This is a genomic window from Aquibium pacificum (assembly GCF_040839445.1).
GTDB classification, from domain to species: domain Bacteria; phylum Pseudomonadota; class Alphaproteobacteria; order Rhizobiales; family Rhizobiaceae; genus Aquibium; species Aquibium pacificus.
Genome location: NZ_JBDPGJ010000004.1, coordinates 1 through 20,479, shown reverse-complemented (window position 1 = coordinate 20,479; position 20,479 = coordinate 1). Strand labels below are relative to the sequence as shown.

14 protein-coding genes and 9 pseudogenes are annotated in these 20,479 nt (G+C 61.9%); 19 read left to right on the top strand and 4 right to left on the bottom strand.

Annotated elements, in window-relative coordinates:
• The first annotated feature begins 7 nt into the window (after positions 1-7).
• The 6 genes from ABGN05_RS16635 (at position 8) to ABGN05_RS16610 (ending at position 7,906) form a co-directional block, all read left to right on the top strand.
• Entirely contained in the window at positions 8-1,027 is a 1,020-nt protein-coding gene (locus tag ABGN05_RS16635; RefSeq protein WP_367955163.1) for a TRAP transporter substrate-binding protein, read from the top strand.
• Between the two features lie 66 nt (positions 1,028-1,093).
• Positions 1,094-2,956, top strand: coding sequence for a TRAP transporter large permease subunit (locus ABGN05_RS16630; RefSeq protein ID WP_367955162.1), 1,863 nt, complete (start codon positions 1,094-1,096; stop codon positions 2,954-2,956).
• A gap of 260 nt (positions 2,957-3,216) precedes the next feature.
• On the top strand, positions 3,217-4,215 hold the full coding sequence (locus tag ABGN05_RS16625; RefSeq protein ID WP_367955161.1) for a TRAP transporter substrate-binding protein: 999 nt from the start codon (positions 3,217-3,219) through the stop codon (positions 4,213-4,215).
• A gap of 116 nt (positions 4,216-4,331) precedes the next feature.
• A complete protein-coding gene (locus tag ABGN05_RS16620) occupies positions 4,332-4,838 on the top strand; it encodes a TRAP transporter small permease (RefSeq protein WP_367955160.1) in 507 nt (168 codons plus the stop codon).
• A complete protein-coding gene (locus ABGN05_RS16615) occupies positions 4,835-6,253 on the top strand; it encodes a TRAP transporter large permease (protein ID WP_367955159.1) in 1,419 nt (472 codons plus the stop codon). Before ABGN05_RS16620 ends, ABGN05_RS16615 begins: the two co-directional genes overlap by 4 nt.
• A 39-nt stretch (positions 6,254-6,292) precedes the next feature.
• On the top strand, positions 6,293-7,906 hold the full coding sequence (locus ABGN05_RS16610) for an FAD-dependent oxidoreductase (RefSeq protein WP_367955158.1): 1,614 nt from the start codon (positions 6,293-6,295) through the stop codon (positions 7,904-7,906).
• 20 nt (positions 7,907-7,926) lie between these two features.
• On the opposite strand, the gene ABGN05_RS16605 is transcribed toward ABGN05_RS16610, so the two are convergent.
• Together ABGN05_RS16605 and ABGN05_RS16600 are read right to left on the bottom strand one after the other, a co-directional pair.
• Positions 7,927-9,489 carry an FAD-binding protein gene (locus tag ABGN05_RS16605; RefSeq protein WP_367955872.1) on the bottom strand — a complete coding sequence of 521 codons (1,563 nt, stop codon included), beginning with the start codon at positions 9,487-9,489 and terminating at the stop codon, positions 7,927-7,929.
• Between the two features lie 144 nt (positions 9,490-9,633).
• Entirely contained in the window at positions 9,634-10,059 is a 426-nt protein-coding gene (locus ABGN05_RS16600) for an organic hydroperoxide resistance protein (RefSeq protein WP_367955157.1), read from the bottom strand.
• Positions 10,060-10,115: 56 nt separating this feature from the next.
• On the opposite strand from ABGN05_RS16600, the gene ABGN05_RS16595 reads away from it, so the two are divergent.
• The 4 genes and pseudogenes from ABGN05_RS16595 to ABGN05_RS16580 all read left to right on the top strand — a co-directional run.
• Positions 10,116-10,724 carry a MarR family winged helix-turn-helix transcriptional regulator gene (locus ABGN05_RS16595; RefSeq protein WP_367955156.1) on the top strand — a complete coding sequence of 203 codons (609 nt, stop codon included), beginning with the start codon at positions 10,116-10,118 and terminating at the stop codon, positions 10,722-10,724.
• Between the two features lie 28 nt (positions 10,725-10,752).
• Positions 10,753-10,955, top strand: a pseudogene (locus tag ABGN05_RS16590) (transposase); the annotation flags it as partial.
• Between the two features lie 68 nt (positions 10,956-11,023).
• A pseudogene (locus ABGN05_RS16585) lies at positions 11,024-11,244 on the top strand (IS6 family transposase); the annotation flags it as partial.
• 51 nt (positions 11,245-11,295) lie between these two features.
• A pseudogene (locus ABGN05_RS16580) lies at positions 11,296-11,424 on the top strand (IS66 family transposase); the annotation flags it as partial.
• Here ABGN05_RS16580 and ABGN05_RS16575 read toward each other — a convergent pair.
• Positions 11,420-11,680 (bottom strand): annotated as a pseudogene (locus ABGN05_RS16575) (helix-turn-helix domain-containing protein); the annotation flags it as partial. The pseudogenes ABGN05_RS16580 and ABGN05_RS16575 sit on opposite strands and share 5 nt — an antisense overlap.
• A 74-nt stretch (positions 11,681-11,754) precedes the next feature.
• Between ABGN05_RS16575 and istA the strand changes: the two are divergent.
• From istA to ABGN05_RS16535, 8 genes and pseudogenes are all read left to right on the top strand, one after another.
• Positions 11,755-12,403, top strand: a pseudogene (istA, locus tag ABGN05_RS16570) (IS21 family transposase); the annotation flags it as partial.
• A gap of 110 nt (positions 12,404-12,513) precedes the next feature.
• The gene (locus ABGN05_RS16565) at positions 12,514-14,418 is read left to right on the top strand and encodes a DDE-type integrase/transposase/recombinase (RefSeq protein ID WP_367955155.1); all 1,905 of its coding nucleotides are present in this window, start codon (positions 12,514-12,516) and stop codon (positions 14,416-14,418) included.
• A 44-nt stretch (positions 14,419-14,462) separates the two neighbouring features.
• Positions 14,463-15,122 (top strand): annotated as a pseudogene (locus tag ABGN05_RS16560) (Mu transposase domain-containing protein); the annotation flags it as partial.
• Positions 15,122-15,921: pseudogene (gene istB / locus ABGN05_RS16555) on the top strand (IS21-like element helper ATPase IstB). The pseudogenes ABGN05_RS16560 and istB, both read left to right, overlap by 1 nt.
• A 394-nt stretch (positions 15,922-16,315) precedes the next feature.
• Positions 16,316-16,678 (top strand): IS1096 element passenger TnpR family protein, encoded by a 363-nt coding sequence (locus tag ABGN05_RS16550; protein WP_367955154.1) that lies wholly within the window; start codon positions 16,316-16,318, stop codon positions 16,676-16,678.
• Between the two features lie 23 nt (positions 16,679-16,701).
• Entirely contained in the window at positions 16,702-17,139 is a 438-nt protein-coding gene (gene tnpA / locus ABGN05_RS16545; RefSeq protein ID WP_367955153.1) for an IS66-like element accessory protein TnpA, read from the top strand.
• Between the two features lie 26 nt (positions 17,140-17,165).
• Positions 17,166-17,492 (top strand): IS66 family insertion sequence element accessory protein TnpB, encoded by a 327-nt coding sequence (gene tnpB, locus ABGN05_RS16540; protein WP_373695954.1) that lies wholly within the window; start codon positions 17,166-17,168, stop codon positions 17,490-17,492.
• Between the two features lie 108 nt (positions 17,493-17,600).
• Positions 17,601-18,116, top strand: a pseudogene (locus ABGN05_RS16535) (transposase domain-containing protein); the annotation flags it as partial.
• 230 nt (positions 18,117-18,346) lie between these two features.
• Here ABGN05_RS16535 and ABGN05_RS16530 read toward each other — a convergent pair.
• Positions 18,347-19,381 (bottom strand): IS110 family RNA-guided transposase, encoded by a 1,035-nt coding sequence (locus tag ABGN05_RS16530; protein ID WP_367955152.1) that lies wholly within the window; start codon positions 19,379-19,381, stop codon positions 18,347-18,349.
• Positions 19,382-19,458: 77 nt separating this feature from the next.
• Between ABGN05_RS16530 and tnpC the strand changes: the two are divergent.
• Positions 19,459-20,424, top strand: a pseudogene (gene tnpC / locus ABGN05_RS16525) (IS66 family transposase); the annotation flags it as partial.
• Positions 20,425-20,479 lie beyond the last annotated feature (55 nt).

Sequence of the window (20,479 nt, the reverse complement as noted above, 5' to 3'; positions counted from 1 at the left end):
GGAAGACATGAACTTTCTGAAACCAAGCAGACGTGCGTTCCTTGCAGGCGGCGTTTCGTTAGCCGCGGCAAGCTTGGCCGCACCCGCGATCGTGCGGGCGGCGCCGACCAAGATGAAGTTCTCCGGAACGGCCGGCGTGCAGAATCCGATCGCGATCCGGATCGTCGAAGCGACCAACCGTATCCGTGAGGAAACGGGCGGGGAGATCGATATCACCTTTTTCCCTGCCGGCCAGTTGGGCGGCGAGGTGGATTCGATCAGCCAGCTCCGCACCGGCGCGATCGACTTCACGCATCTTTCCGCGGTAACGCTGTCATCGGTCGTGCCGTCGGCCTCGATCAGCGGCCTGGGCTTTGCCTTCGGTTCCTATGACAAGGTCTGGGCTGCCATGGACGGCGAACTGGGGGCGCTGGTTCGCGCCGACATGGAGAAGGTCGGCATCGTGGGCATGGAGCGCATGATGGACTACAGTTTCCGGCACCTGACGGCGACAGACAAACAGATCAACACGCCCGAAGACCTTCAGGGCTTCAAGATGCGGGTTCCGCCCGGCCCGCTCTGGACGTCGCTGTTCAACGCACTGGGCGCGGCCCCGACGACGGTCGCCATCGCGGAAGTCTATACCGGCCTACTTACCGGGGTTATCGACGGTACCGACCTGCCGCTCCTGACGATGGCCGATCTCAAGATCATCGAGGTTCAAAAATTCGTGTCGCTTACCTCCCATATGTGGGACGGCCCGTGGCTGATAGCCAACAAGGCCAGCATTGAAAGTCTTTCGGCAGACCACTCGGCGATCGTAAAGAAGAACTTCGAACAGGCGGCTCTCGACCAGCGGGGAGACGTGGTGGCCTTCAACGAAAGCTTCATCGGAAGCGCGGGCTCGAGCGGACTGACCATTATCGAACCAGATCGCGAGGCGTTCCGCAAGAAGCTGGTCGAGGCCGGATTCTACAAGGAGTGGAAGGGCCGCTTCAGTCCGGAGGCGTGGACCGCGCTCGAGAAGGTCACCGGACCACTGGGATAGCAACCCGTTTCAGCAGAAACCAGTAGGCGGCCGCCTTAGGGCGCTCGCCATTTGAGGCCGCACCCCATGGAAAATGTCGCGCACGCGGCCGAATCCCCGACGCTTCCCGTCGTTCCGCCCAGTCTGGTGGAACGTTGCATCAAGATCGTCGTGGAAGCCGCGCTTTGCGTCCTCATGGTCGCCGAGGTCGCCATACTTTTCGTCGGTGTGGTGGCGCGCTACATTTTTTCAAGCCCGTTCTCCTGGTCGGACGAACTGGCCTCCGAGATTTTTCTGTGGCTCGTGATGCTCGGGGCGGTGGCGGCTGTCCACCGCGGCCAGCATATGCGCATCCTGTCGCTCTTTCGCTTCATTCCTGATGGCCGTAAGGCGATGCTGCAGCGGCTGTCGAAGGCGAGCGTGTTTGTCGCCTGCTGCATTCTTACCTATTACAGTTTCATTTTCACCCTGCACGAAGCGCCCCTCGCCACCTATTCGCTCGAGATCAGCAGGGCATGGCGCATTTCCGCTTTGCCGACCGGTTTCGCGTTGATGGCGGTGCTTTCGGCGCTGCAGCTTTTGCGGGAGCGCGCCACCGACCATCTCGTGCCGTTGGCTATCCTTGCTGGTACCGCTGGACTGCTCTGGCTTGCCTCTCCCGTCCTGCTGGAGATCGGGAACTACAATCTCATCGTCTTCTTCGTGCTGCTCGTGGGAGCAGGCGTTCTTGCCGGTATTCCCATCGCCTTTGTGTTCCTGCTTGCCACCCTCCTCTATCTCGCGCTCATGACGCGGGTTCCGGTGACGGTCGTCGTTGGGCGGCTGGATGAGGGCATGGCACACATCATCCTCATCGCCGTGCCGCTGTTCGTGTTCCTCGGCCGCCTGATGGAGGAAACCGGGCTCGCGCGTTCGATCATGAGCTTCCTCATCCTGCTGCTCGGCCACCTTCGCGGAGGCCTGTCTTATGTGCTGCTTGCCGCGATGTTTATCGTGTCGGGCATCTCCGGGTCAAAGATCGCCGACATGGCGGCGGTGGCGCCGGTGCTGTTTCCCGACATGAAGCGGCGCGGTTCCAAGCCGGGCGAACTGATCGCCCTGCTTTCGGCCTCGGGAGCCATGTCGGAAACGATCCCGCCGAGCCTGGTCCTGATCACCACAGGCGTCGTCACCGGCGTGTCGATCGAGGCGCTGTTCATAGCCGGACTGCTGCCTGCGGCCTTGCTGGCGCTCGCTTTGTGCGTCGTCGTCTGGCTGAAGACGCGCGGAGAGGATTTGTCGAAATTCATTCGTCCGACGCGCTCGATGGTCTGGAAGGCTGCCCTCGTCGCCATTCCCGGCATCGGCCTGCCGATCATCATCCGCACCGCAGTCGTGGAGGGCGTGGCGACCGCCACCGAGGTCTCGACGATAGGCATTCTCTACACAATCGTGCTGGGCATGATCCTCTATCGCCCTTTCCCCTGGTCGAAGCTCGGCCAGATGCTTGTCGACACAGCCGTGCTGTCCGGCGCAATCCTGCTGATCGTTGGTGCAGCGACGGCGATGGCGTGGGCATTGACGCAAAGCGGCTTCTCGCACGTTCTTGCGACCACCATCACGGAACTTCCCGGCGGGAAGCCGATGTTCGTGGCAGTGACCATCATCTTCTTCATCATTCTGGGCAGCCTGCTCGAAGGACTTCCGGCGATCGTGATCTTCGGACCGCTGATGTTCCCCGCCGCCGTCGCGCTCGGGATGCACGAAGTACACTATGCAATCATCGTCGTCCTTTCGATGGGCATCGGCCTGTTCATTCCGCCCTTTGGTATCGGCTATTGGGCCGCGAGCGCCATAGGCCAGGTCGATCCCGATGAAGGCGTCCGCCCGCTCGTGCCCTACATGTTGGCGCTGCTTGCAGGGCTTATTCTGATCGCGGCAGTACCGTGGATTTCCATCGGATTTCTGTGACGCATATGGAGAGCAGGACGTTGGACGCTCTCAGCGAAGACTGAAGGCCGGCGGGCACTGAATTGTGCACAATTATAAATCGGTAAATTATATTTGGTTGACTTCGCCGCTTCGGACTATGAAAGTGAGGAGCGTAGAAGGCAGCCGCTAGTCCGGCAAAAAATGTCCACGCATCGCAGTTACGGCCTTTGGGTGTTGTGGTGCGAAGTCCAAGGAGGAGATCGACGATGAATTCAATTGCTACACGCATCCTATCGGGTTTGACCGCATTCGGCCTGCTGGCCGGGGTCGCGCAAGCTCAGACGGTTCTGACCGCGTCCAGCTATCTTCCCGCCAACAATGTGATCACCGAAGACATCCTGATGGCGTGGGCGCAGGATGTCGAGCACGTTACCGAAGGGCGCGTCAAGGTCGAACTGCTGGCCAAGCCCGTCACCGCACCCGCGGGCACATTCGACGCCGTCCGTGACGGTCTTGCCGACGTTTCCTGGACGGTGGACGGCCTGACCCCCGGCCGATTTACACTCAGCCGCATGGCGGAATTGCCGGGGCTGGGAAACAGTGCCGAAGCGACAACAATTGCCTATCAGCGCACCTACGACAAATTTTTTGCACAGGCCGACGAACATGCCGGAGTGAAACTGCTCGGCGTGTTCACCCATGGCCCAGGCAACATCTTCAACTCGATGCATCCCATCGAAACGGTCGCGGATGCCGAGGGTTTGAAGATCCGCGCCGCCGGCGGCGTGATGACGGATGTGGTGGCCGCGCTTGGCGCCACCCCCATCGTAAAGCCGGCATCCGAGGTTTTCGAACTATTGAACGCCGGTATCATCGATGGCGTGATGTTTCCCGCGGGCTCCATCGCCGGGTTCAACCTGCAGGAGACGATCAAGTTCGGGACACTGGTTCCCGGCGGCCTCTACAATGCGGCCTTTTCAATGTTCATGAACGAGGCCGCGTTCGAGACCTTGTCGCCGCAAGACCAGGAAGCCGTCATGTCGGTCTCGGGCGAGGTTCTGGCGAAGCGGGCGGGCATCGCGCTTGACGAGGATGACCGCGTCGGCCTGGCGGCGATTCAGGCGAACCCCGAGATTTCCATCACTACCGCTTCTCAGGGATTCATCGACGAGATGCGCGAAAAGACAGCTTCGGTGGAGCAGCAGTGGATCGACCAGGCCGCGGCGAAAGGTGTCGATGGCGCGGCTGCCCTTGAATATTTTCGTGAGCAGATCAAGGAACTGTCCGCGAGCAATTGAGGGCTGCCGTTGCTCTCTGAAAGCCGTTTGAGGTTTCCAGGACGGCAAATCGAGTGTCGCCAATTGCCGGTCCTCGAGCCCATCGGCGGTTTGATAACTGGTGAGCTTCCAAATAGATGATCCGATTCCTGGACCGCCTCTACCGCTCGTCCGAACTGTTCCTGCGGGGGCTGGCCTGCATCGCCCTGTTCGCCATGATGCTCGTGACCATGGTCGATGTCGTGGGGCGGTACGCTTTCAACAAGCCGGTGACGGGCGCGCTGGAGGGGACCGAGTTCCTGCTGGTCGTGCTGATCTTCGGCGGCCTTCCATCAGTCTCTCGCGCCGACCAGCATATCAAGGTGGATCTGATCGCCTTCCCGCTCGCCATCGACCGCGTCATCGAAGCATCGGTGAATATTCTCGCCTGCCTTTTGGCGTTCTTTCTTTGCTATGTTGTTTTCCAGAAAGCCAGCAGCCTGCTGGCCTATGGCGATACCACCGCCGTTCTGTCCTTGCCCCTTGCTCCCGTTACCTACTTCATGGCCGCGCTGCTTTTCCTGTCCGGCATCGGCCAACTGCTGCTGATCGGCGAACGGATAAGGCGGGAAAAACCGTCCCCGCATCGGGGAGAAGCCGCATGACCGTGGCCCTTGCCGGGCTGGGAGCGCTTTTCGTCCTTCTGCTGCTGCGCATGCCGATCGCCTTCGCGATGGGGCTTGTCGGCACCATCGGGATCGCTCTTGAGCGCGGCTGGACCCCCGCGGCGGCAACGGCGGCGGCAATGACATATGAGGCCGGCTTCACCTATTCGTTTTCAGTCGTCCCGATGTTCATCCTCATGGGCAATTTCGTTGCCCGCTCCGGCATCTCGGATGAATTGTATGAAATCGCGCGGTCATTTATCGGCCATCGTCGCGGCGGCCTCGCCATCGCGACGATTACCGCCTGCGCAGGTTTCGGGGCCGTTTGCGGTTCCTCGATCGCGACGGCGGCGACAATGACCAAGGTCGCCTATCCGCCGATGCGGGCGAGCAGATATTCCGACAAGCTCGCGGCGTCGGCAATTGCCGCCGGCGGCACTCTGGGCATCATCATCCCGCCCTCGACGGTGCTGGTTCTCTACGGCCTGTTGACTGAGACGAATATCCGCACGCTGTTCATCGCGGCGATCATCCCGGGCATCATCGCGACGCTGCTGCTTTGCCTGGCAGTGATGGTGGTCACCTATTTCGATCCAGCCGCGGGTCCCGCCGGCGAACGCGTCCCGTGGGCGAAAAGGCTGAAAGCCCTGAACGGCCTCGGGTTTCTTGCGGTTCTTGCCGTCATCATCGGGGCAGGTGGTTGGTTCGGGATCATCCCCACAGCAAGCCTCGGCATCGTGGCAGCGCTTGCGATCTTCGTCCTCGCCCTTTTTTCGCCCGGCATCGTCAATGTCATCGCGCTGTTTGCCCTCGTGGTGGGCGGCATCTATGGCGGCGTTTTCACGCCGACCGAGGCTGCGGGCGTCGGCGCCGCCGGGGCGTTCGCCTTCTCGATGGGCCGCCGGACACTGACGTTGCGGGACTTCTGGGACGTGTTGAGCGAGACAGCCCGGACGACGGCGATGATCTTCACCATCCTTATCGGCGCGATGATCTTCGCCAATTTCATCAACTACACCAGTATGGCCGCCGACATCACCGGGGTCATCGTCGATCTCAACCTTGGTCCGGTAGCGGTCATCGGCATCATCTGCCTCATCTACCTGCTTCTCGGATCGATCATGGAAGAACTTTCCATGGTGTTCCTCACATTGCCGATCTTTTTCCCGATCGTGACGCAAATGGGTGTCGATCCGGTCTGGTTCGGCATTCTGATCGTGGTCGTCGTCGAGATCGGCCTCATCAGTCCGCCGGTGGGGATGAACCTCTTCGTGGTCCAGACCAGTCTGCCGCATATTTCCACGGGAACGATGTTTCGCGGCGTGATCCCCTTTGTCGCGGCCGATTTGGTCAGGCTCGCTCTTCTGATCCTTTTTCCCGCGCTTTCGCTTTATCTGCCTAGCACCGTCAATTGACGAGCCGGGTAGCGAACCTGCACTCAATGGAGTATCATTATGGCCGAACTGGAAGTCGATGTCGTCGTAGTGGGGTCGGGAATCGCCGGCCTGTCGGCGGCGCTTGCGGCGCAGGCGCACGGCTTTTCCACCATCCTCGTCGAAAAATCGACTGCCGTCGGTGGCGGAACGTCCCATTCCTATGGTTTGATCTGGGTCGGCGGAAACCATATCGCCGAGCGCGAAGGCATTTCCGACGATATGGCCGACGTGCGCCGCTACCTCGATTTCCTGAGCGGGGGGCATGCGGAGACCGACAGGCTCGAGGCGTTCATCCGCGAGACGCCCAGCGCCATCCGCTTCTTTGAAGATTGCGGCATTCCGTTCCTGAGAATCCACGGACTGACAGACCACTATTTCGACCGGGGGCCCGGCTCCGCCGAGACCGGGCGCTCGATCGAGGCCGCACCGATGTCGGGGTATGAACTCGGGCCATGGCGCCAGAAGCTCTACACGCCGCCTGGCGTGCCGTTCAACATCTCAGCTGAGGAATTGGTCGGCTGGGGCGGCATCCACAGCTTCTCAAGCTGGGATCGGGACACTATGGAGAATCGGAAGAAAGAGGATTTCCTGGGGCTCGGTGTCGGCCTCGTGGCGCGCTTCCTGAAGGCACTCATCGACCGCGACGTGCCCGTCTGGACGGATGCGGCGCTGGCGGAACTCGTGGTCGAGGACGGCAGGACCAAAGGAATAGTTTTGACCGACGGCCGCATGATCGGCGCACGCAGGGGGGTGGTTCTGGCAACCGGCGGTTATGAATCCAACTTGGAACTGGCAAGGAACTATGACGGTCTGCCGGGTTACCGTTCGATCTTCCCCGAGAATATCAGCGGGGACGGAATGATCTGCGGCGCGGAGAAGGGTGCTGCGATCCGCCAGATCCACCAGAATCTGCAGCTCATGCTGGGCTTCAGCATGACGGCCACCGATACGGGCAAGCAGACTTTTCGTCCGGCTGCGATCATCGAACTGACCAGTCCGCACACTATCGTCGTCAACAGAGCCGGCCGCCGCTTTGCCAACGAAGCCTATTTCCAGGCGGTCGGGCCGAAGCTTCGGGAGTTCGACCCGGATACGCATCAATACGTCAATTTGCCCTGCTATCTCATCTTCGATAGTCAGTATGCGCAGAAATTCTCATTCGCGGGCCTGCCGGCCGGCAGCGCCGTGCCGGAATGGGTGGAGCGGAGCGACACTATGGAAGGCTTGGCCGACAAGCTCGGCATGGATCCCGCCTCCCTCACCGCGACGGTCGGCCTGTTCAACGCTTTTTGTGATCAGGGCCGCGACGCGGATTTCGACCGCGGGGCAAACAAATGGAAGCTGGCCGCCGGCACCGACCCGACTGTCAATTCGAGTCTCGGGCGGTTGGACACGGGCCCGTTCTACGGCATCGAACTGCATCCGAGCGTCGGCGCCTCGGCCGGGCTTGCTACCGATGTGCACGGACAGGTACTGCATGTGCGCGGCCATCCGATGCCGGGCCTCTATGCAAGCGGCAATGCGGCCGCCCATACCGAATTCGGGACCGGCTATCAGGCCGGCCTTACGCTGGCATCCTGCATGACCTTCAGTCTCCAGGCGGTGCGCCATATGAAGGCTGCAGCCCAGTAGTGACGCTTTCCTGCAGACCGCTAAGGCCTGTGCGCGCGCATATGCTGTGCCGCCAGCCATCCGAAGGTCATGCCTGAAGCCAGCGTGAAACCCGCTTGATAGCCGGTCCCGAATTCCGTTCGCGCGGCCGTGTTGCCGGTCGCGTAGAGGCCTGAAATTGCGTTTCCCCGCACATTCAGGACTTGCGCGCGATCGTCGGTCAGGAGGCCGGCCGAGCCGGCGCCTGTCGGCCGCAATTCGATGCCATAGAACGGAGCCTTGGACAGCGAGCCCATCGTGGGATTGCGGAGGTTGCCGCCCATCTTGGCCAACCGCCAGGCCTTCTCGCCTCGGTGAAAATCCTCGTCCACGCCGGCTTCGGCAAAATCGGCAAACCGGGAGGCCGTCTGCGCGAGCCCTTCCGGGTCGATGCCAAGGTGGGCGGCCAGCCCGTCCAGCGTTTCGCTCGAGGCTACCCATTGCGGTATCCGTCCGGCGGGCGAACCGCCGAATGAATAATTCTCCGCATATTCGGAATCGAAAAGCAGGAAGCAGGGCAGGTTGGCGTGACTGTGCGTCTCGACATCGAACCGGCGCAAGGCGGGCACCATCCCCTGAAAATAGGATTCATCGGCGAAGCGCATGCCGAACCGGTTGACCACCATGGTGTGGGGACTGCAAAGTTCGACGATGCCGGCCAGATGGAATTCCTTGCCGCCCGGCGCATCTTCAACCGGCACCTCGAATCCGAGGAACAATTGAAGATTGTTGCGGATCAGATGGATCGCGCCGCCGATCTCGCCCGCAAGCACGAGACCGTCACCGCAATTGCTTTCCGGACATTGCGACGTCCAACCGGGCATCCCCTCGAAGGTCTGCACCAGTTCCAGATTGGACTCATAGCCCCCGGCGGCGAGTACGACGCCCCTGGATGCCTTGATGCGGCGGCCATCGGCCAATTCGACGCCGGCCACGCGATTGCCGTCGTTTATCAGCGAGCGGGTATCCACATTGGTCAAGATCGGTACGTCAGCGGCCAGCAGGCCGCGCAGGAACTGGCTGATGAGACCGACGCCCTTGCCGCGCATATCCTTTTGGCGGCGGTCAGTCACGAGGTCCTGGTTCCAGGAATGCATTGTGTTCATTCCGCCCCAGGCCACCTGTTCCTCGGCGGTCAGAAAGAACGGCTGCATGGCCGGGCGCCTCACGCGTTCCCGCCACTCGCCGAGTTCATAGCCGGAAATGAGCTTCGCCTCGACGGTCCGCCCTTCGGAGCGCGCGCCGGGAGCGATGCCCATATAATGATCCGCCACTCCGCGGGTCAGCTGGAATTCCACACCGCATTGTTCGAAGAAGCGGAGCGCGCCGGGCGATTGGTCGACATAGGCTTCCAGCTTCGCCGCCTGGCTTTCGCCGCCCGCAACGAAACGCATATAGGCCAGGATGTCGTCCCGGTTGTCACGCAATCCGGCCGCCTCGGCGAGGTGATTCCCACCGACCCATATCAGCCCATAGGAATCGGTGGTTCCTCCGCCGACCAGATGCGCCTTTTCGAGGAGAAGCGCCCGCATACCCAAATTGGCGGCGGCAAGAGCCGCGGCCATGCCCGCAATGCCCGTGCCGAGCACTATGACGTCGAATTCATCGTCCGCCGCCAAATCGGTCTCCTGCGCCTGCGCGCACGACCGATCAGGCGAGCGCTGTCATCAATGGGTCTGAGCGAGCAGAAAGTCTAATGGAGGGCCGTGCTATGCCGTCGAAACGTTGACTTTGACGCCCACATTGCCGCGTACCGCGTTGGAATAGGGGCACATCGTGCCATGCGCGATATCGACGAGCTCCTGGGCCTGGCTCTTGTCGGGTCCATCAAGGAAAACATCGAGCACGACCGACAATCCGAAGCCGCCGCTTGCGATGGGTCCGATGCCGACTGTCGCGGTTATAGAACTGTCGGAGATCGAGATCTTTTTCTGGCTTGCCACAGCACGCAGCGAGCTTTCAAAACATGCTGCGTAGCCGGCTGCAAAGAGCTGCTCGGGGTTGGTCCCGCTGCCACCGCCGCCGCCAAGTCCCTTCGGAACCGACAGCTCAAGGTCCAAAACCCCATCCTCGGAGCGAGCGCGTCCTGCGCGGCCACCCGAAACTTTCACCGTGGTCGTATAGACGGGATCCATGAACCCTCCTTTTCCCCGTAATAGCGATCGTGCAAAGCCTACGAACGTACCATTAAATGTCAAGAAATTATTTTGCACACAATTTACTTTCACCCCTCGACCCATCGAAAGAGTTCCGTTATCGATCACAGATCGACGGAGAAAAGGGCTTAGGCGAGATGCAAAGTGACGCCGCCAAATTGGCGCCTGAAGGCAGGGAAGTGACCGAGAATCTCAGCATGAAGCTGAGTCATCAAATTTGCTTCGCTCTTTATTCCACCTCTCGAGCAATCACCAACACGTACCGGCCCTTGCTGGACGAACTGGGTCTCACCTATCCGCAGTATCTGGTCATGCTTGTCCTATGGGAAGACGAGCGTTTGAATGTCGGCCAGATCGGTGATCGGCTCATGCTCGACTCGGGCACGCTGACGCCGCTCCTAAAGCGGCTTGAGGGGCGGGGCCTGATCACCCGCAAGCGCGAGCAGAATGACGAACGACAGGTCAATGTCGGACTGACACCTGCTGGAGAGGTCCTCCGCGAATCCGCCATGAACGTCGTGCGCAACATCGCGTGCAAGCTCGCCATGACAGGCGAGGAGTTCGTACAGCTCCATGCCCAGCTCGCAAGGCTCAAGGACAATATCGCTGGCCTGCCCCCTGAAAAGGGGTCCTCCCTGAAGTAGGCTTTCGAGCCAGTTGGAGGACAGAGGAATGCCCCAGAAGAAGAGGCCTGAGGAAATTGTCGCGAAGCTCCGGCAAGTCGACGTGTTGGTGTCGCAAGGCCAGTCGGTAGCCGAGGCGGTTCGCTCGATCGGCGTGACGCAGTTCACCTACTACCGATGGCCAAGGAGTATGGCGGGTTGAAGGCCGACCAGGTGAAGAGGCTGAAGGAGTTGGAGAAGGAGAACGAACGGTTCTGTCGCAAACTCTTCGGTAATGGCGGTGAGGGCATGAAGGCTCATCGGCTTCGTGGGAGTTCGTCATGTTCAAGGGCCGTCATTTTGACCAGTCGGTGATCCTGCTGTGTATACGCTGGTACCTCGCCTACAATCTCAGCCTGCGCGATCTGGAAGAGATGATGACTGAGCGTGGCCTGATCGTCGATCACTCCACCGTTCACCGCTGGGTCGTACATTTCGCGCCGCAGCTGCTGCAGCGCTTCAACGGAGAAAGCGTGCCGTCACTGGCAAGTGGCACCTGGACGGTAATTGCTCACCCCTTGCCAACGGGCCGAAAGCCTGAATCCATCAGGGCATGGATCGCGGTGATTTGCAGCGGCTTTCGAAGGACGAACTGATCGATCTGGTGCTTCGGTTGTAGCGGCCGGAAAAGACGTCGAGGACGTCGTCGAAGCCACCCTCTACGGATCGCAAGGAGCGCCGAAACGCTCCTTGATGACGCGCTTCAGGTCGATGCGCCGCCAGCGCACGACACCGTCAGCGGCGCGGTCTGGACCCTTCTCGACGATTGCGGCCAGGTCCACCTGCTGCTCGGCCGACAGCCGCGATGGCGGACCCGGCGACCATTGATCGAGAACACCATCGGGGCCGGCGGCGTTGAACCGATGCACCCAGTCGCGCAGCGTCTGGCGGTGCATGCCGCCGATCCGCGCCGCATCGGATCGGCTCATCCCGTCCAGATGTCGGGCGACCTGAGAAATTGACCCCTTCCGACACGAGGAACTGACCCCCTCTTCGTGACGAGGAGGGAATGATGAAGACGCTTGATTTCGGCCACTCTGTCTCGCGTGGAACCACGACGCGGGGAGAGGAGATGCTGCAGCCTGACGAGGTGGCGGCGATGATGCGGCTGCACGGTCTTGGCTGGGGAGGCCAAGCGGCTGGCGCGCGAGTTCGGCTGCGCGCGCAACACGGTGCGACGATATCTTCGCCAGGGTGGATCGATCGCATTCCGGCAGCCGGCGCGGCGGTCTGCGCTGGACGGGTTGGAAGGTTGGCTGCGCGAGCGATTCTTCCGACACGGGGGCAACGCCGACGTCATCCGTCAGGAACTGGCGATTGAGCATGGGGTGGTGCTCAGCCTTCGCCATGTCGAGCGTCGGGTTGCGGGTTGGCGCCGTGAACTGAAGGCACAGGCTCGCGCGACGGTGCGGTTCGAGACCCCGCCGGGCAAGCAACTGCAGATCGACTTTGGTGAGGCGCGGGTCTGGGTCGGCGACGAGAGGCTGCGGGTCCATCTGTTTGTCGCGACGCTTGGCTTCTCGCGTCGGATGCACGTGCGTGCGTCACTGCGGGAACGGCAGGTGGACTGGTTCGAAGGGATGGAGAGTGCATTCCTTCACTTCGGGGGCGTGCCGGCCGAGTTGCTGCTCGACAATGCCCGCGCGCTCGTCGAGCATCACGTGTCGCATTGCCTCACGGGGATTGTTACCGAGCGGCTTCGTTGCCTCACCTAAGATGTTACCCGTGGAATTGCATTCCGGCATGATGCCCTCGCCATGAGGGAGGGATCATGATGACGAAGATGACGCATGGCTTGCGCATGGAACTCGCCGATGCAGTCCGGGATCGCTATGCGGCCGCCGCGAGCAAGGACAAACGCCGGATCCTGGAGGAGTTCATCGCGGCGACGGGGTATCACGAGAAATCCGCCATCCGTGTCCTCAACACTTCATCGGGACCGAAGCTCCGGCAGACTCGTCGACGGTCTTCGTTCTATGATGAGGCCGCTCGAGGGGTCTTGATCGTGCTGTGGGAAGCGTCCGATCGGGTTTGCGGCAAGCGCCTGAAGGCTTTGCTGCCCATTCTCCTTCCTGCGTTGGAACGGAATGGACACTTGAAGATCGAGGAGGAGCTCCGCGCCAAAATCCTGTCGATGAGCGCCGCCACGATCGACCGCTTGCTCCAGATGCCGAGGCGCACGGGCCATACGAAAAAGCCCCGAGTTGTGCCAGAGCCGCGGCGGCGCATCAAAATGCGAACCTTTGCTGACTGGAACGACCCGCTTCCCGGCAGCATGGAAATGGACTTGGTGGCCCATTGCGGGGAGCTCAACCGCGGCAGCTACGTTCACAGTCTGGTTCTGACCGATATCGCCAGTGGATGGACGGAGGCTGCACCCATCGTCGTTCGAGAAGGCACCCTCGTGGTTGAAACGCTCGATCGTATTCGAGCGGGCCTGCCCTACGCTCTGAGGGCGCTGGACGTGGACAACGGAAGCGAGTTCGTCAACAACAAGCTGATTGAATATTGCCTCGGTCACGGCATCGAACTCACGCGATCACGTCCCTACCGCAAGAACGACCAAGCGTGGATAGAACAGAAAAATGGCGCCGTTGTACGGAAGCTACTAGGTTATCGGCGCTTCGAAGGTTTAGCGGCGGCCCGGGCGATCACGCGTCTCTACGCCGCATCGCGGTTGTTCGTGAACTTATTTCAGCCATCGTTCAAGCTGGCTGCCAAACATCGAGACGGGGCCAAGGTGACAAAGCGGTATCATCCGCCACAAACGCCCTGCGAGCGTCTCCTGCAAGCGGAGAGCGTACCGATGGCCACCAAGAGCAAGTTGAGCGAGATCGCCGCCAACCTCGATCCCCTAAAGCTTCTGGAGGAGATGCGTGCAGTGCAGGCTTATCTGGCCGCATTGGCTGACGGCGAAGTACCGCCTGCGACGACATCCGAGCCGCCCAACCTGGCGGCGTTCGTGGCAAGCCTATCGAGCGCCTGGCACGCGGGCGAAATCCGTCCCACGTTCTCCACCGAGGCAAAACCGCTCTACCTGCGAAGTCTTCAAAAGGTCGCCACACAAGCGCCTGTTGCGGGTCGATCCACCGCGTCCAAGCTGGCGATCCCACCCGCGACCGTGGCGCCACCAACGAAGAAATCGGAGAAGCCAAAGCCGATCTACGCCGAACCTGGCCAAGGACGGATCCAGGCGCTCCGCATGGCTTGGCCGATCGCGTGTCGTCGACTGGAGGAATTCCCCAACATCAACGCCATGCAGCTCTTCGAAGAGCTATGCATCCAGTTTCCAGGTCGATTTACCCGCAAGCAATACAAAACCTTCGCCCGACGCGTCTCTGTCTGGCGCGAGGCTGCTCGCGCGCGGGGCGTTGTCATCGGGCCCAAAACGTATCGTCTGCTCAGCGGCAAACCGCGTGGCCGACGTCCCGATACCTTCAGGGATCATTGGGAGGAGATGTCGCAATGCCTGGAAGAACTCCCGGATCAGACCGCGCTTGAACTGCTCGTCGAGTTCCAGGCCCGCTATCCGGGACGATATAGCTTGCGACAGCTCTACACGCTGCAGAAGCGAGTAAGGGCATGGCGCCAACAAGCAGTGAAGCGGCTCATTGGCGAGGCAAATATCCTGTTGCCATCTACTGATCTGAACCCGGGACTTCGGGCGAGCGGGTAACATTCTCGATGAGGCAAGCGGTAACAAAATTACGTGAGGCAACACGACATCACGATGCGGTGACGCGCGAGGTTCGGTTCAGCACCAAGCTTCACGCCTTCGCGCGGCATTGGGGCTTCCAGCCACGCGCATGCGCACCGTATCGAGCCCGGACGAAGGGAAAGGACGAGCGCGGCGTCGGCTATGTGAAGAAGAACGCGGTTGCTGGCCGTCGCTTCGACAGCTGGGCGGCGTTCGAAGCGCATCTGGCCGCATGGTGTCGCGATGTCGCCGACCAGCGCGTTCACGGCACCACCGGTGAACTGCCAGCCGTGCGCTTCTTGCGCGAGGCGCCGGCGTTGCGCCCGCTCAGCGGCCGGGCGCCGTTCGGCCAGCTGCGCGACCTGGTTCGCAAGGTTCAGGCCGACTGTGCTGTCGATGTGGACACCAACAGCTACTCGGTCCCCTGGCGGCTGATCGGCGAGACCGTGCAGGTGACGATCTTTGCCGGCCGGATCGTCATTTGCCATGCGGGGGAAGTCGTGGCCGATCATGAGATCTGCTCCGGCCGCCGCCAGCGCATCACCGATCGCGCCCACCTTGCCGGTGTTGTCGGCGCCGACGGACCGGTGCGGCGAATGACGTCGCCGCCACCGGCTCCGCCTCCCGCCTCGCTGCTGCGACCGCTTGCCGAATATGAGCTTGCCGCGGGAGGGGGCTGGTGATGGAAACGATCGACAATGAGGCGCTGGTCGCCATGCGCGACCGGCTGAAGCTGACCGCGATCCGCGACCAACTCGACACACTGCTGGACGAGGCGGCACGCTCGGACATGACATTGCGCGAAGCGCTCGGCTTCCTCGTCTCGCGCGAGATCGCCAGACGCGACGAGCGACGCATCGAAATGGCGACCAAGCTCGCGCAGTTCCCGTTCGTGCGCGAGCTGGAGGGCTTCGAATGGGCAGCACAGCCTTCGGTGGATCAGCGCCAGATCCGCGAGCTGGCGACCTGTCGCTGGATTGCCCATGGCGACGCGCTGCTGTTCCTTGGTCCGCCCGGCACCGGGAAGACGCATCTGGCGGTCAGTCTCGGACGCGAAGCGATCTGGCACAACTATAGCGTCCAGTTCGTCACCGCCGCGACATTGGTGGCGACGCTGGCCAAGGCCCATGGCGACGGCAGGCTCGATGAACAGCTGACGATCTACGCCAGGCCCAAGCTGCTGATCATCGACGAGCTCGGCTACCTGCCGTTCGAACCGACGCGGCGCATCTGTTCTTCCAGCTGGTTAGCCGCCGCTACGAGCGTGGATCCATGCTGGTGACGTCCAACCGGTCCGTCGTCGAGTGGGGTACGGTGTTCGGCGACCCGGTCGTCGCCACTGCAATCCTCGATCGGCTACTGCACCACTGCAGCGTCATCACCATCCGTGGCGACAGCTATCGCCTGCGCGAAAAGCGCCGGGCCGGGATCCTCAACAGAGCCGGGGCACCAGAAAAGCAAACCGAGGCCACCAACCAATGAGGGGGTCAGTTCTTCATGTCGCCAGAGGGGTCAACTCCCGGAGTCGCTTGACACCAGAACCGCCGCGATCGACGAGAGCCGGCTGCTCTGGCGCACATCCTTGGTAACACGAGCCAGACGGCGAAGCTCCATCGCCGAAAAGTCGTCCCGAACCTTCACCGCTGATCCCATCGCCGAATCTCCTTTGGCAACAGGGAATCACACGGCGCAAACGCCTCAAACTGACGAAAGAGTCAGAAGCCGGGACGGTTGGTATCAGAGCCTGCCCCCAATGCCCAGACCCTTCGCGCACGCCCGCGCAAAAGCGCAAGGAAATGATGCCAAGTCGTCACGACCTGGCAAATCCGGATACTTGGCAGCCCGCTGAAACACCGCAATCTCAATAGTTTGCGAATTGATCACACGCGACTATCGGGACATCGAGGTGTCGAGTTCGAGCAGGCTCGCCGATCTGGCCGAAGCCATGGTAGCGGCATTCGGCTTCGACATGGACCACGTCTACGGCTTCTATTCAAAACTGGCGGGAAAGCTGTTCGACTCGCCCCGGCGGTTCGAGCTTTTTGCCGACATGGAGGGAGGTGGTTCTAGCAGCGTGAAACGCACGCGCGTCAGCACGGCTTTCCAGGGCGTAGGCTCGGCAATGACATTTTTGTACGATTACGGCGACGAGTGGCGCTTCCGTGTTGAAGTTGTTGAAATGGGGGTAAGCGGGGCTCCAACCGCACCTTCTTCGCACGGCTCTGACGAGGCACGGTAGCGATCCTTTTGGAGGATCGTTTTGTGTCTGGACTTGACCATAGACTTGAGCCGGAGGGCGAGATCCGGCGTTTTGAGGTCATCAACGGCGCGATGGGCCGCCGGCGTTGGTCGGCCGATGACCGAGCGCGCATCCTGGAAGAGACACTTGCGCCGGGCGCGGTGGTGTCGGCGGTCGCGCGCCGGCATGACCTGACCCCGCAGCAGCTGTTCACCTGGCGACGCGAAGCCCGCAAGCGTGCGGAGGCAGACGCTAAAGCGCTGGCCTTCGTGCCTGCGGTGGTCGCGCCAGAGCCCACGCCCCCGAAGGAGCTGAAGCCGCCGCGAGCGAAGCGTCGTGCGCCGCGACGACGAACAGCGTCGATCGAGGTCGAGGCGGCGGGCGTCACGGTGCGGATTGGTGACGGCGCATCGTCGGCCACGATCGCTGCGGTGATCCGCGCATTGAAGGTCACGTCGTGATCGGGCCGACCGGTGCGGTCAAGGTGATGGTCGCAACAAAGCCGGTGGACTTCCGCAAGGGGGCCGAAGGCTTGGCCGCGCTGGTACGCGAGACGATGGGCGCCGATCCGTTCTCCGGCGCGGTCTACGTCTTCAGGGCCAAGCGCGCCGACCGGGTCAAACTCGTCTACTTCGACGGCACCGGCGTGTGCCTGTTGGCGAAGCGTCTGGAAGACGGGAAGTTCTGCTGGCCCGCGATCACAGATGGTGTGGTCAGGTTGACGGCGGCGCAGTTGCAGGCGCTGTTGGAAGGGCTGGACTGGCGGCGCGTACATGATGCCCGCGAGACGCGCGCGCCGGTCGCGGCAAGTTGATTCCGTCGACGTTGAAAACGCTGGCAAAGCATTGGAATGCATGATTGAATCGGCTTTGTGAGCAATCCAGCCGATCCTTTGACCAACGATCCAATCGCGCTTCAGGCGATGCTTGCCGCGGAGCGCGCCGAGAACGAGCGGCTGCGCCAGATCATCAAGGAGCTGCAGCGTCACCGCTTCGGCCGCAGGGCGGAGAGCCTGCCCATCGACCAGTTGCTGCTGAGCCTGGAAGAGGTCGAGCAGGTCGAGGCCGAAGGCCTCGCCGCGGAGGAAGCCGGTGATCCTGCCAAGCGGGAGGATCGGACCAGGAAGCGCCGCGCCAACCGCGGTTCATTACCCGCCCACCTGCCGCGCATCGAGCAGGTCATCGACATCCCTGACAAGATCTGCCCGTGCTGCAAGGGAATGCTGCACGTCATGGGCGAGGATCGTTCCGAGCGCCTCGACGTCGTGCCGGCCCAGTTCCGCGTCATCGTCACGCGCCGCCCGAAATACGCCTGCCGCGCCTGCGAGGACGTGGTTGTTCAGGCTCCCGCGCCCGCCCGGCTGATCGAAGGTGGCGTACCGACCGAGGCCACTGTCGCCCAGGTTCTGGTCTCTAAATACGCCGATCACCTGCCGCTTCTGTGATCGGGCTGTTTCTGTCAATTCCACAATCCACGAGCAGGGCCATGCTTCTGTCCGTGGTCGGCGATGCCGCCACATGATGCGAACTAAGGAGGTGGACGGCACAATCTCTACCCCGTGCTCAAGAAGCAACTCCGGCAGATGCGTGCTCAGTCGACCTTCGTCCCTGCTCGGGGACTCCGTCACCGCTCTTCAGCGGCGGACCTGAGACAGCTAGGTAAACCGCTTCAGGCGAGCGCCTCCTTCTCGGTTGCCCACCGGAATGGGGACTGCGACCGCCACATGCAATGCAGGATGGTGGCAAGCTTGCGCGCCACTGCCACGCGGGCCTTCTTCATCCCGCTGCGTCGCGCTATGCGCAGCCCCCAGTTCTTCAGCGCCGACCATTTGACGACCCTGCCGAGCAAGGTTGTCGCGGCCTCATACAGCGCCGTCCTGGTGGCTGCGTCGCCGGCCTTGGTGACGTGACCGCTTCGGTCAACCTGTCCGGACTGATATCGGGTCGGTGTGAGGCCCAGCCATGGGCCAATATCCTTTGACCGCTTGAAGCGAGCGGGATCATCGACGGCGTTCCTGAATGTAAGCGCTACAATCGCGCCAACGCCGGGAGCCGTCATCAGGCACTGAACGATCGGATCGGCGCGAGCGGCCTCGAGCAGCTTGCGGTCGAGCGAGTGGAGTTCCTGCAGTAGCACTTCGCGGATCTTCAGCATGCTCTCAACCAGCGTCTCCAGCGCCGGGATGCCGGCTGCCAGCTCGCGTGCCCGACCAGCCCAAGTCCGTCGCGAGACGTTACCCACCTTCAGACCGAAGTTGCGCAGATTGGCTCGCATCGAATTTTCGATGCCGGTCACCTTGTCGACAATGAATTGACGGGCGTTGAGAAGAGCGCGTGTCTCCTGCGCGCTAGGCGCCTTGACATGCACTGATTTGAACCAGCCGAGCCGGACGAGCTGAGCGATACCGCGTGCATCATTGCGATCGGTCTTCACCCGCATGGCTGCGAAAGCCGCACGAACATGCCTTGCCTCCATCACAGAAACGCGAAAGCCTTCCTTCGTCAGCCCGGCGTGAAGCCACTGCGATAGCGATCCTGTTTCCAGGCCGACGTGCTCAACCTTACGCCCTCGATGACGAATGAAGCGGGCGATTGCTTCCGGCTCGCTCGCTGCCTTCCCTTCCTTGATGACGACACCGCGCTCATCGATGACGCAGATGCTTGAGCTTTCCAAAGATACGTCGATCCCGACAAAGAATTGCATGATCCTTCCCTCCAGCTTGTGATTACCGCTCACCATAATTCCCCAGTGCGCGGCGGCGCCAAGCCCGATCAGCGCATCTCTACCGCCAGTCCCAGATCTATGCCCGCCAAGGCGTGAACGTGGATCGGTCCACGCTCGCCGACTGGGTCGGAAAGGCGGCCTTCCTGCTTCGCCCGATCCATGAGCGCCTGTTCGAGCGGTTGAAGGCCTCCGGCAAGCTCTTCGCCGATGAAACCACGGCGCCGGTGCTCGACCCCGGCCGCGGCCGCACCAAGACGGGCCAATTGTTCGCCTATGCAAGGGACGATCGACCCTGGGGTGGGATCGATCCGCCCGGCGTCGCCTATCTCTATGCGCCCGACCGCAAGGCCGAGCAGCCACTGCGGCATCTTCAGGGCTTCGTCGGAATCCTGCAGGTCGACGGCTACCCCGGATACAAGGCACTGGCCGAGCGCAATGCCGTGAGTCTGGCCTTCTGCTGGTCGCACGTGCGTCGCCGCTTCTATGAACTGGCGCAGTCCGGACCCGCGCCGATCGCCACGGAGGCGCTCGCCCGCATCGCCGAACTCTACAAGATCGAGAGCGAGATCCGGGGCCGCTCCCCCGAAGAGCGGCGCACCGTCCGTCAGGAGAGAAGCCGACCTATCATCGATACCTTCGAGCCATGGCTACGCGGGAAGCTTGCGCTGGTCAGCCAGAAGAGCAAACTGGCCGAAGCGATCCGCTACGCGCTCTCGCGCTGGGCTGGGCTCGGCCGCTTCCTCGACGACGGCCGCGTCGAGATCGACTCCAACGTCGTCGAACGCAGTATCCGCCCCATTGCCCTCAATCGAAAGAATGCGCTCTTCGCCGGCTCCGACGGCGGCGGCGAACACTGGGCGACGATCGCCTCGCTCATAGAAACCGCGAAGCTCAACGGCGTCGACCCATATGCCTACCTCGCCGACGTCATCACCCGCATCGTCGCCGGCCACCCGCAGAACCAGATCGACGACCTGCTGCCATGGGCCTATGCCCCAGCGCCACTCAAGGCCGTGGCCTGAGAACAGCGGTCTGATGTCCGCAGTCAAGGGCTTGGACCATAGAAGTTCGTCCGAT

Bases quoted from the DNA above. Each gene is read 5' to 3' on its own strand.
- tnpB (WP_373695954.1), top strand. From the start codon at position 17,166: ATGGTCGCAACAAAGCCGGTGGACTTCCGCAAGGGGGCCGAAGGCTTG.
- ABGN05_RS16615 (WP_367955159.1), top strand. From the start codon at position 4,835: ATGACCGTGGCCCTTGCCGGGCTGGGAGCGCTTTTCGTCCTTCTGCTG.
- ABGN05_RS16610 (WP_367955158.1), top strand. From the start codon at position 6,293: ATGGCCGAACTGGAAGTCGATGTCGTCGTAGTGGGGTCGGGAATCGCC.
- ABGN05_RS16635 (WP_367955163.1), top strand. From the start codon at position 8: ATGAACTTTCTGAAACCAAGCAGACGTGCGTTCCTTGCAGGCGGCGTT.
- ABGN05_RS16620 (WP_367955160.1), top strand. From the start codon at position 4,332: ATGATCCGATTCCTGGACCGCCTCTACCGCTCGTCCGAACTGTTCCTG.
- ABGN05_RS16565 (WP_367955155.1), top strand. From the start codon at position 12,514: ATGATGACGAAGATGACGCATGGCTTGCGCATGGAACTCGCCGATGCA.
- ABGN05_RS16630 (WP_367955162.1), top strand. From the start codon at position 1,094: ATGGAAAATGTCGCGCACGCGGCCGAATCCCCGACGCTTCCCGTCGTT.
- ABGN05_RS16530 (WP_367955152.1), bottom strand. From the start codon at position 19,381: ATGCAATTCTTTGTCGGGATCGACGTATCTTTGGAAAGCTCAAGCATC.
- ABGN05_RS16605 (WP_367955872.1), bottom strand. From the start codon at position 9,489: ATGGCCGCGGCTCTTGCCGCCGCCAATTTGGGTATGCGGGCGCTTCTC.
- ABGN05_RS16600 (WP_367955157.1), bottom strand. From the start codon at position 10,059: ATGGATCCCGTCTATACGACCACGGTGAAAGTTTCGGGTGGCCGCGCA.
- ABGN05_RS16595 (WP_367955156.1), top strand. From the start codon at position 10,116: ATGTCAAGAAATTATTTTGCACACAATTTACTTTCACCCCTCGACCCA.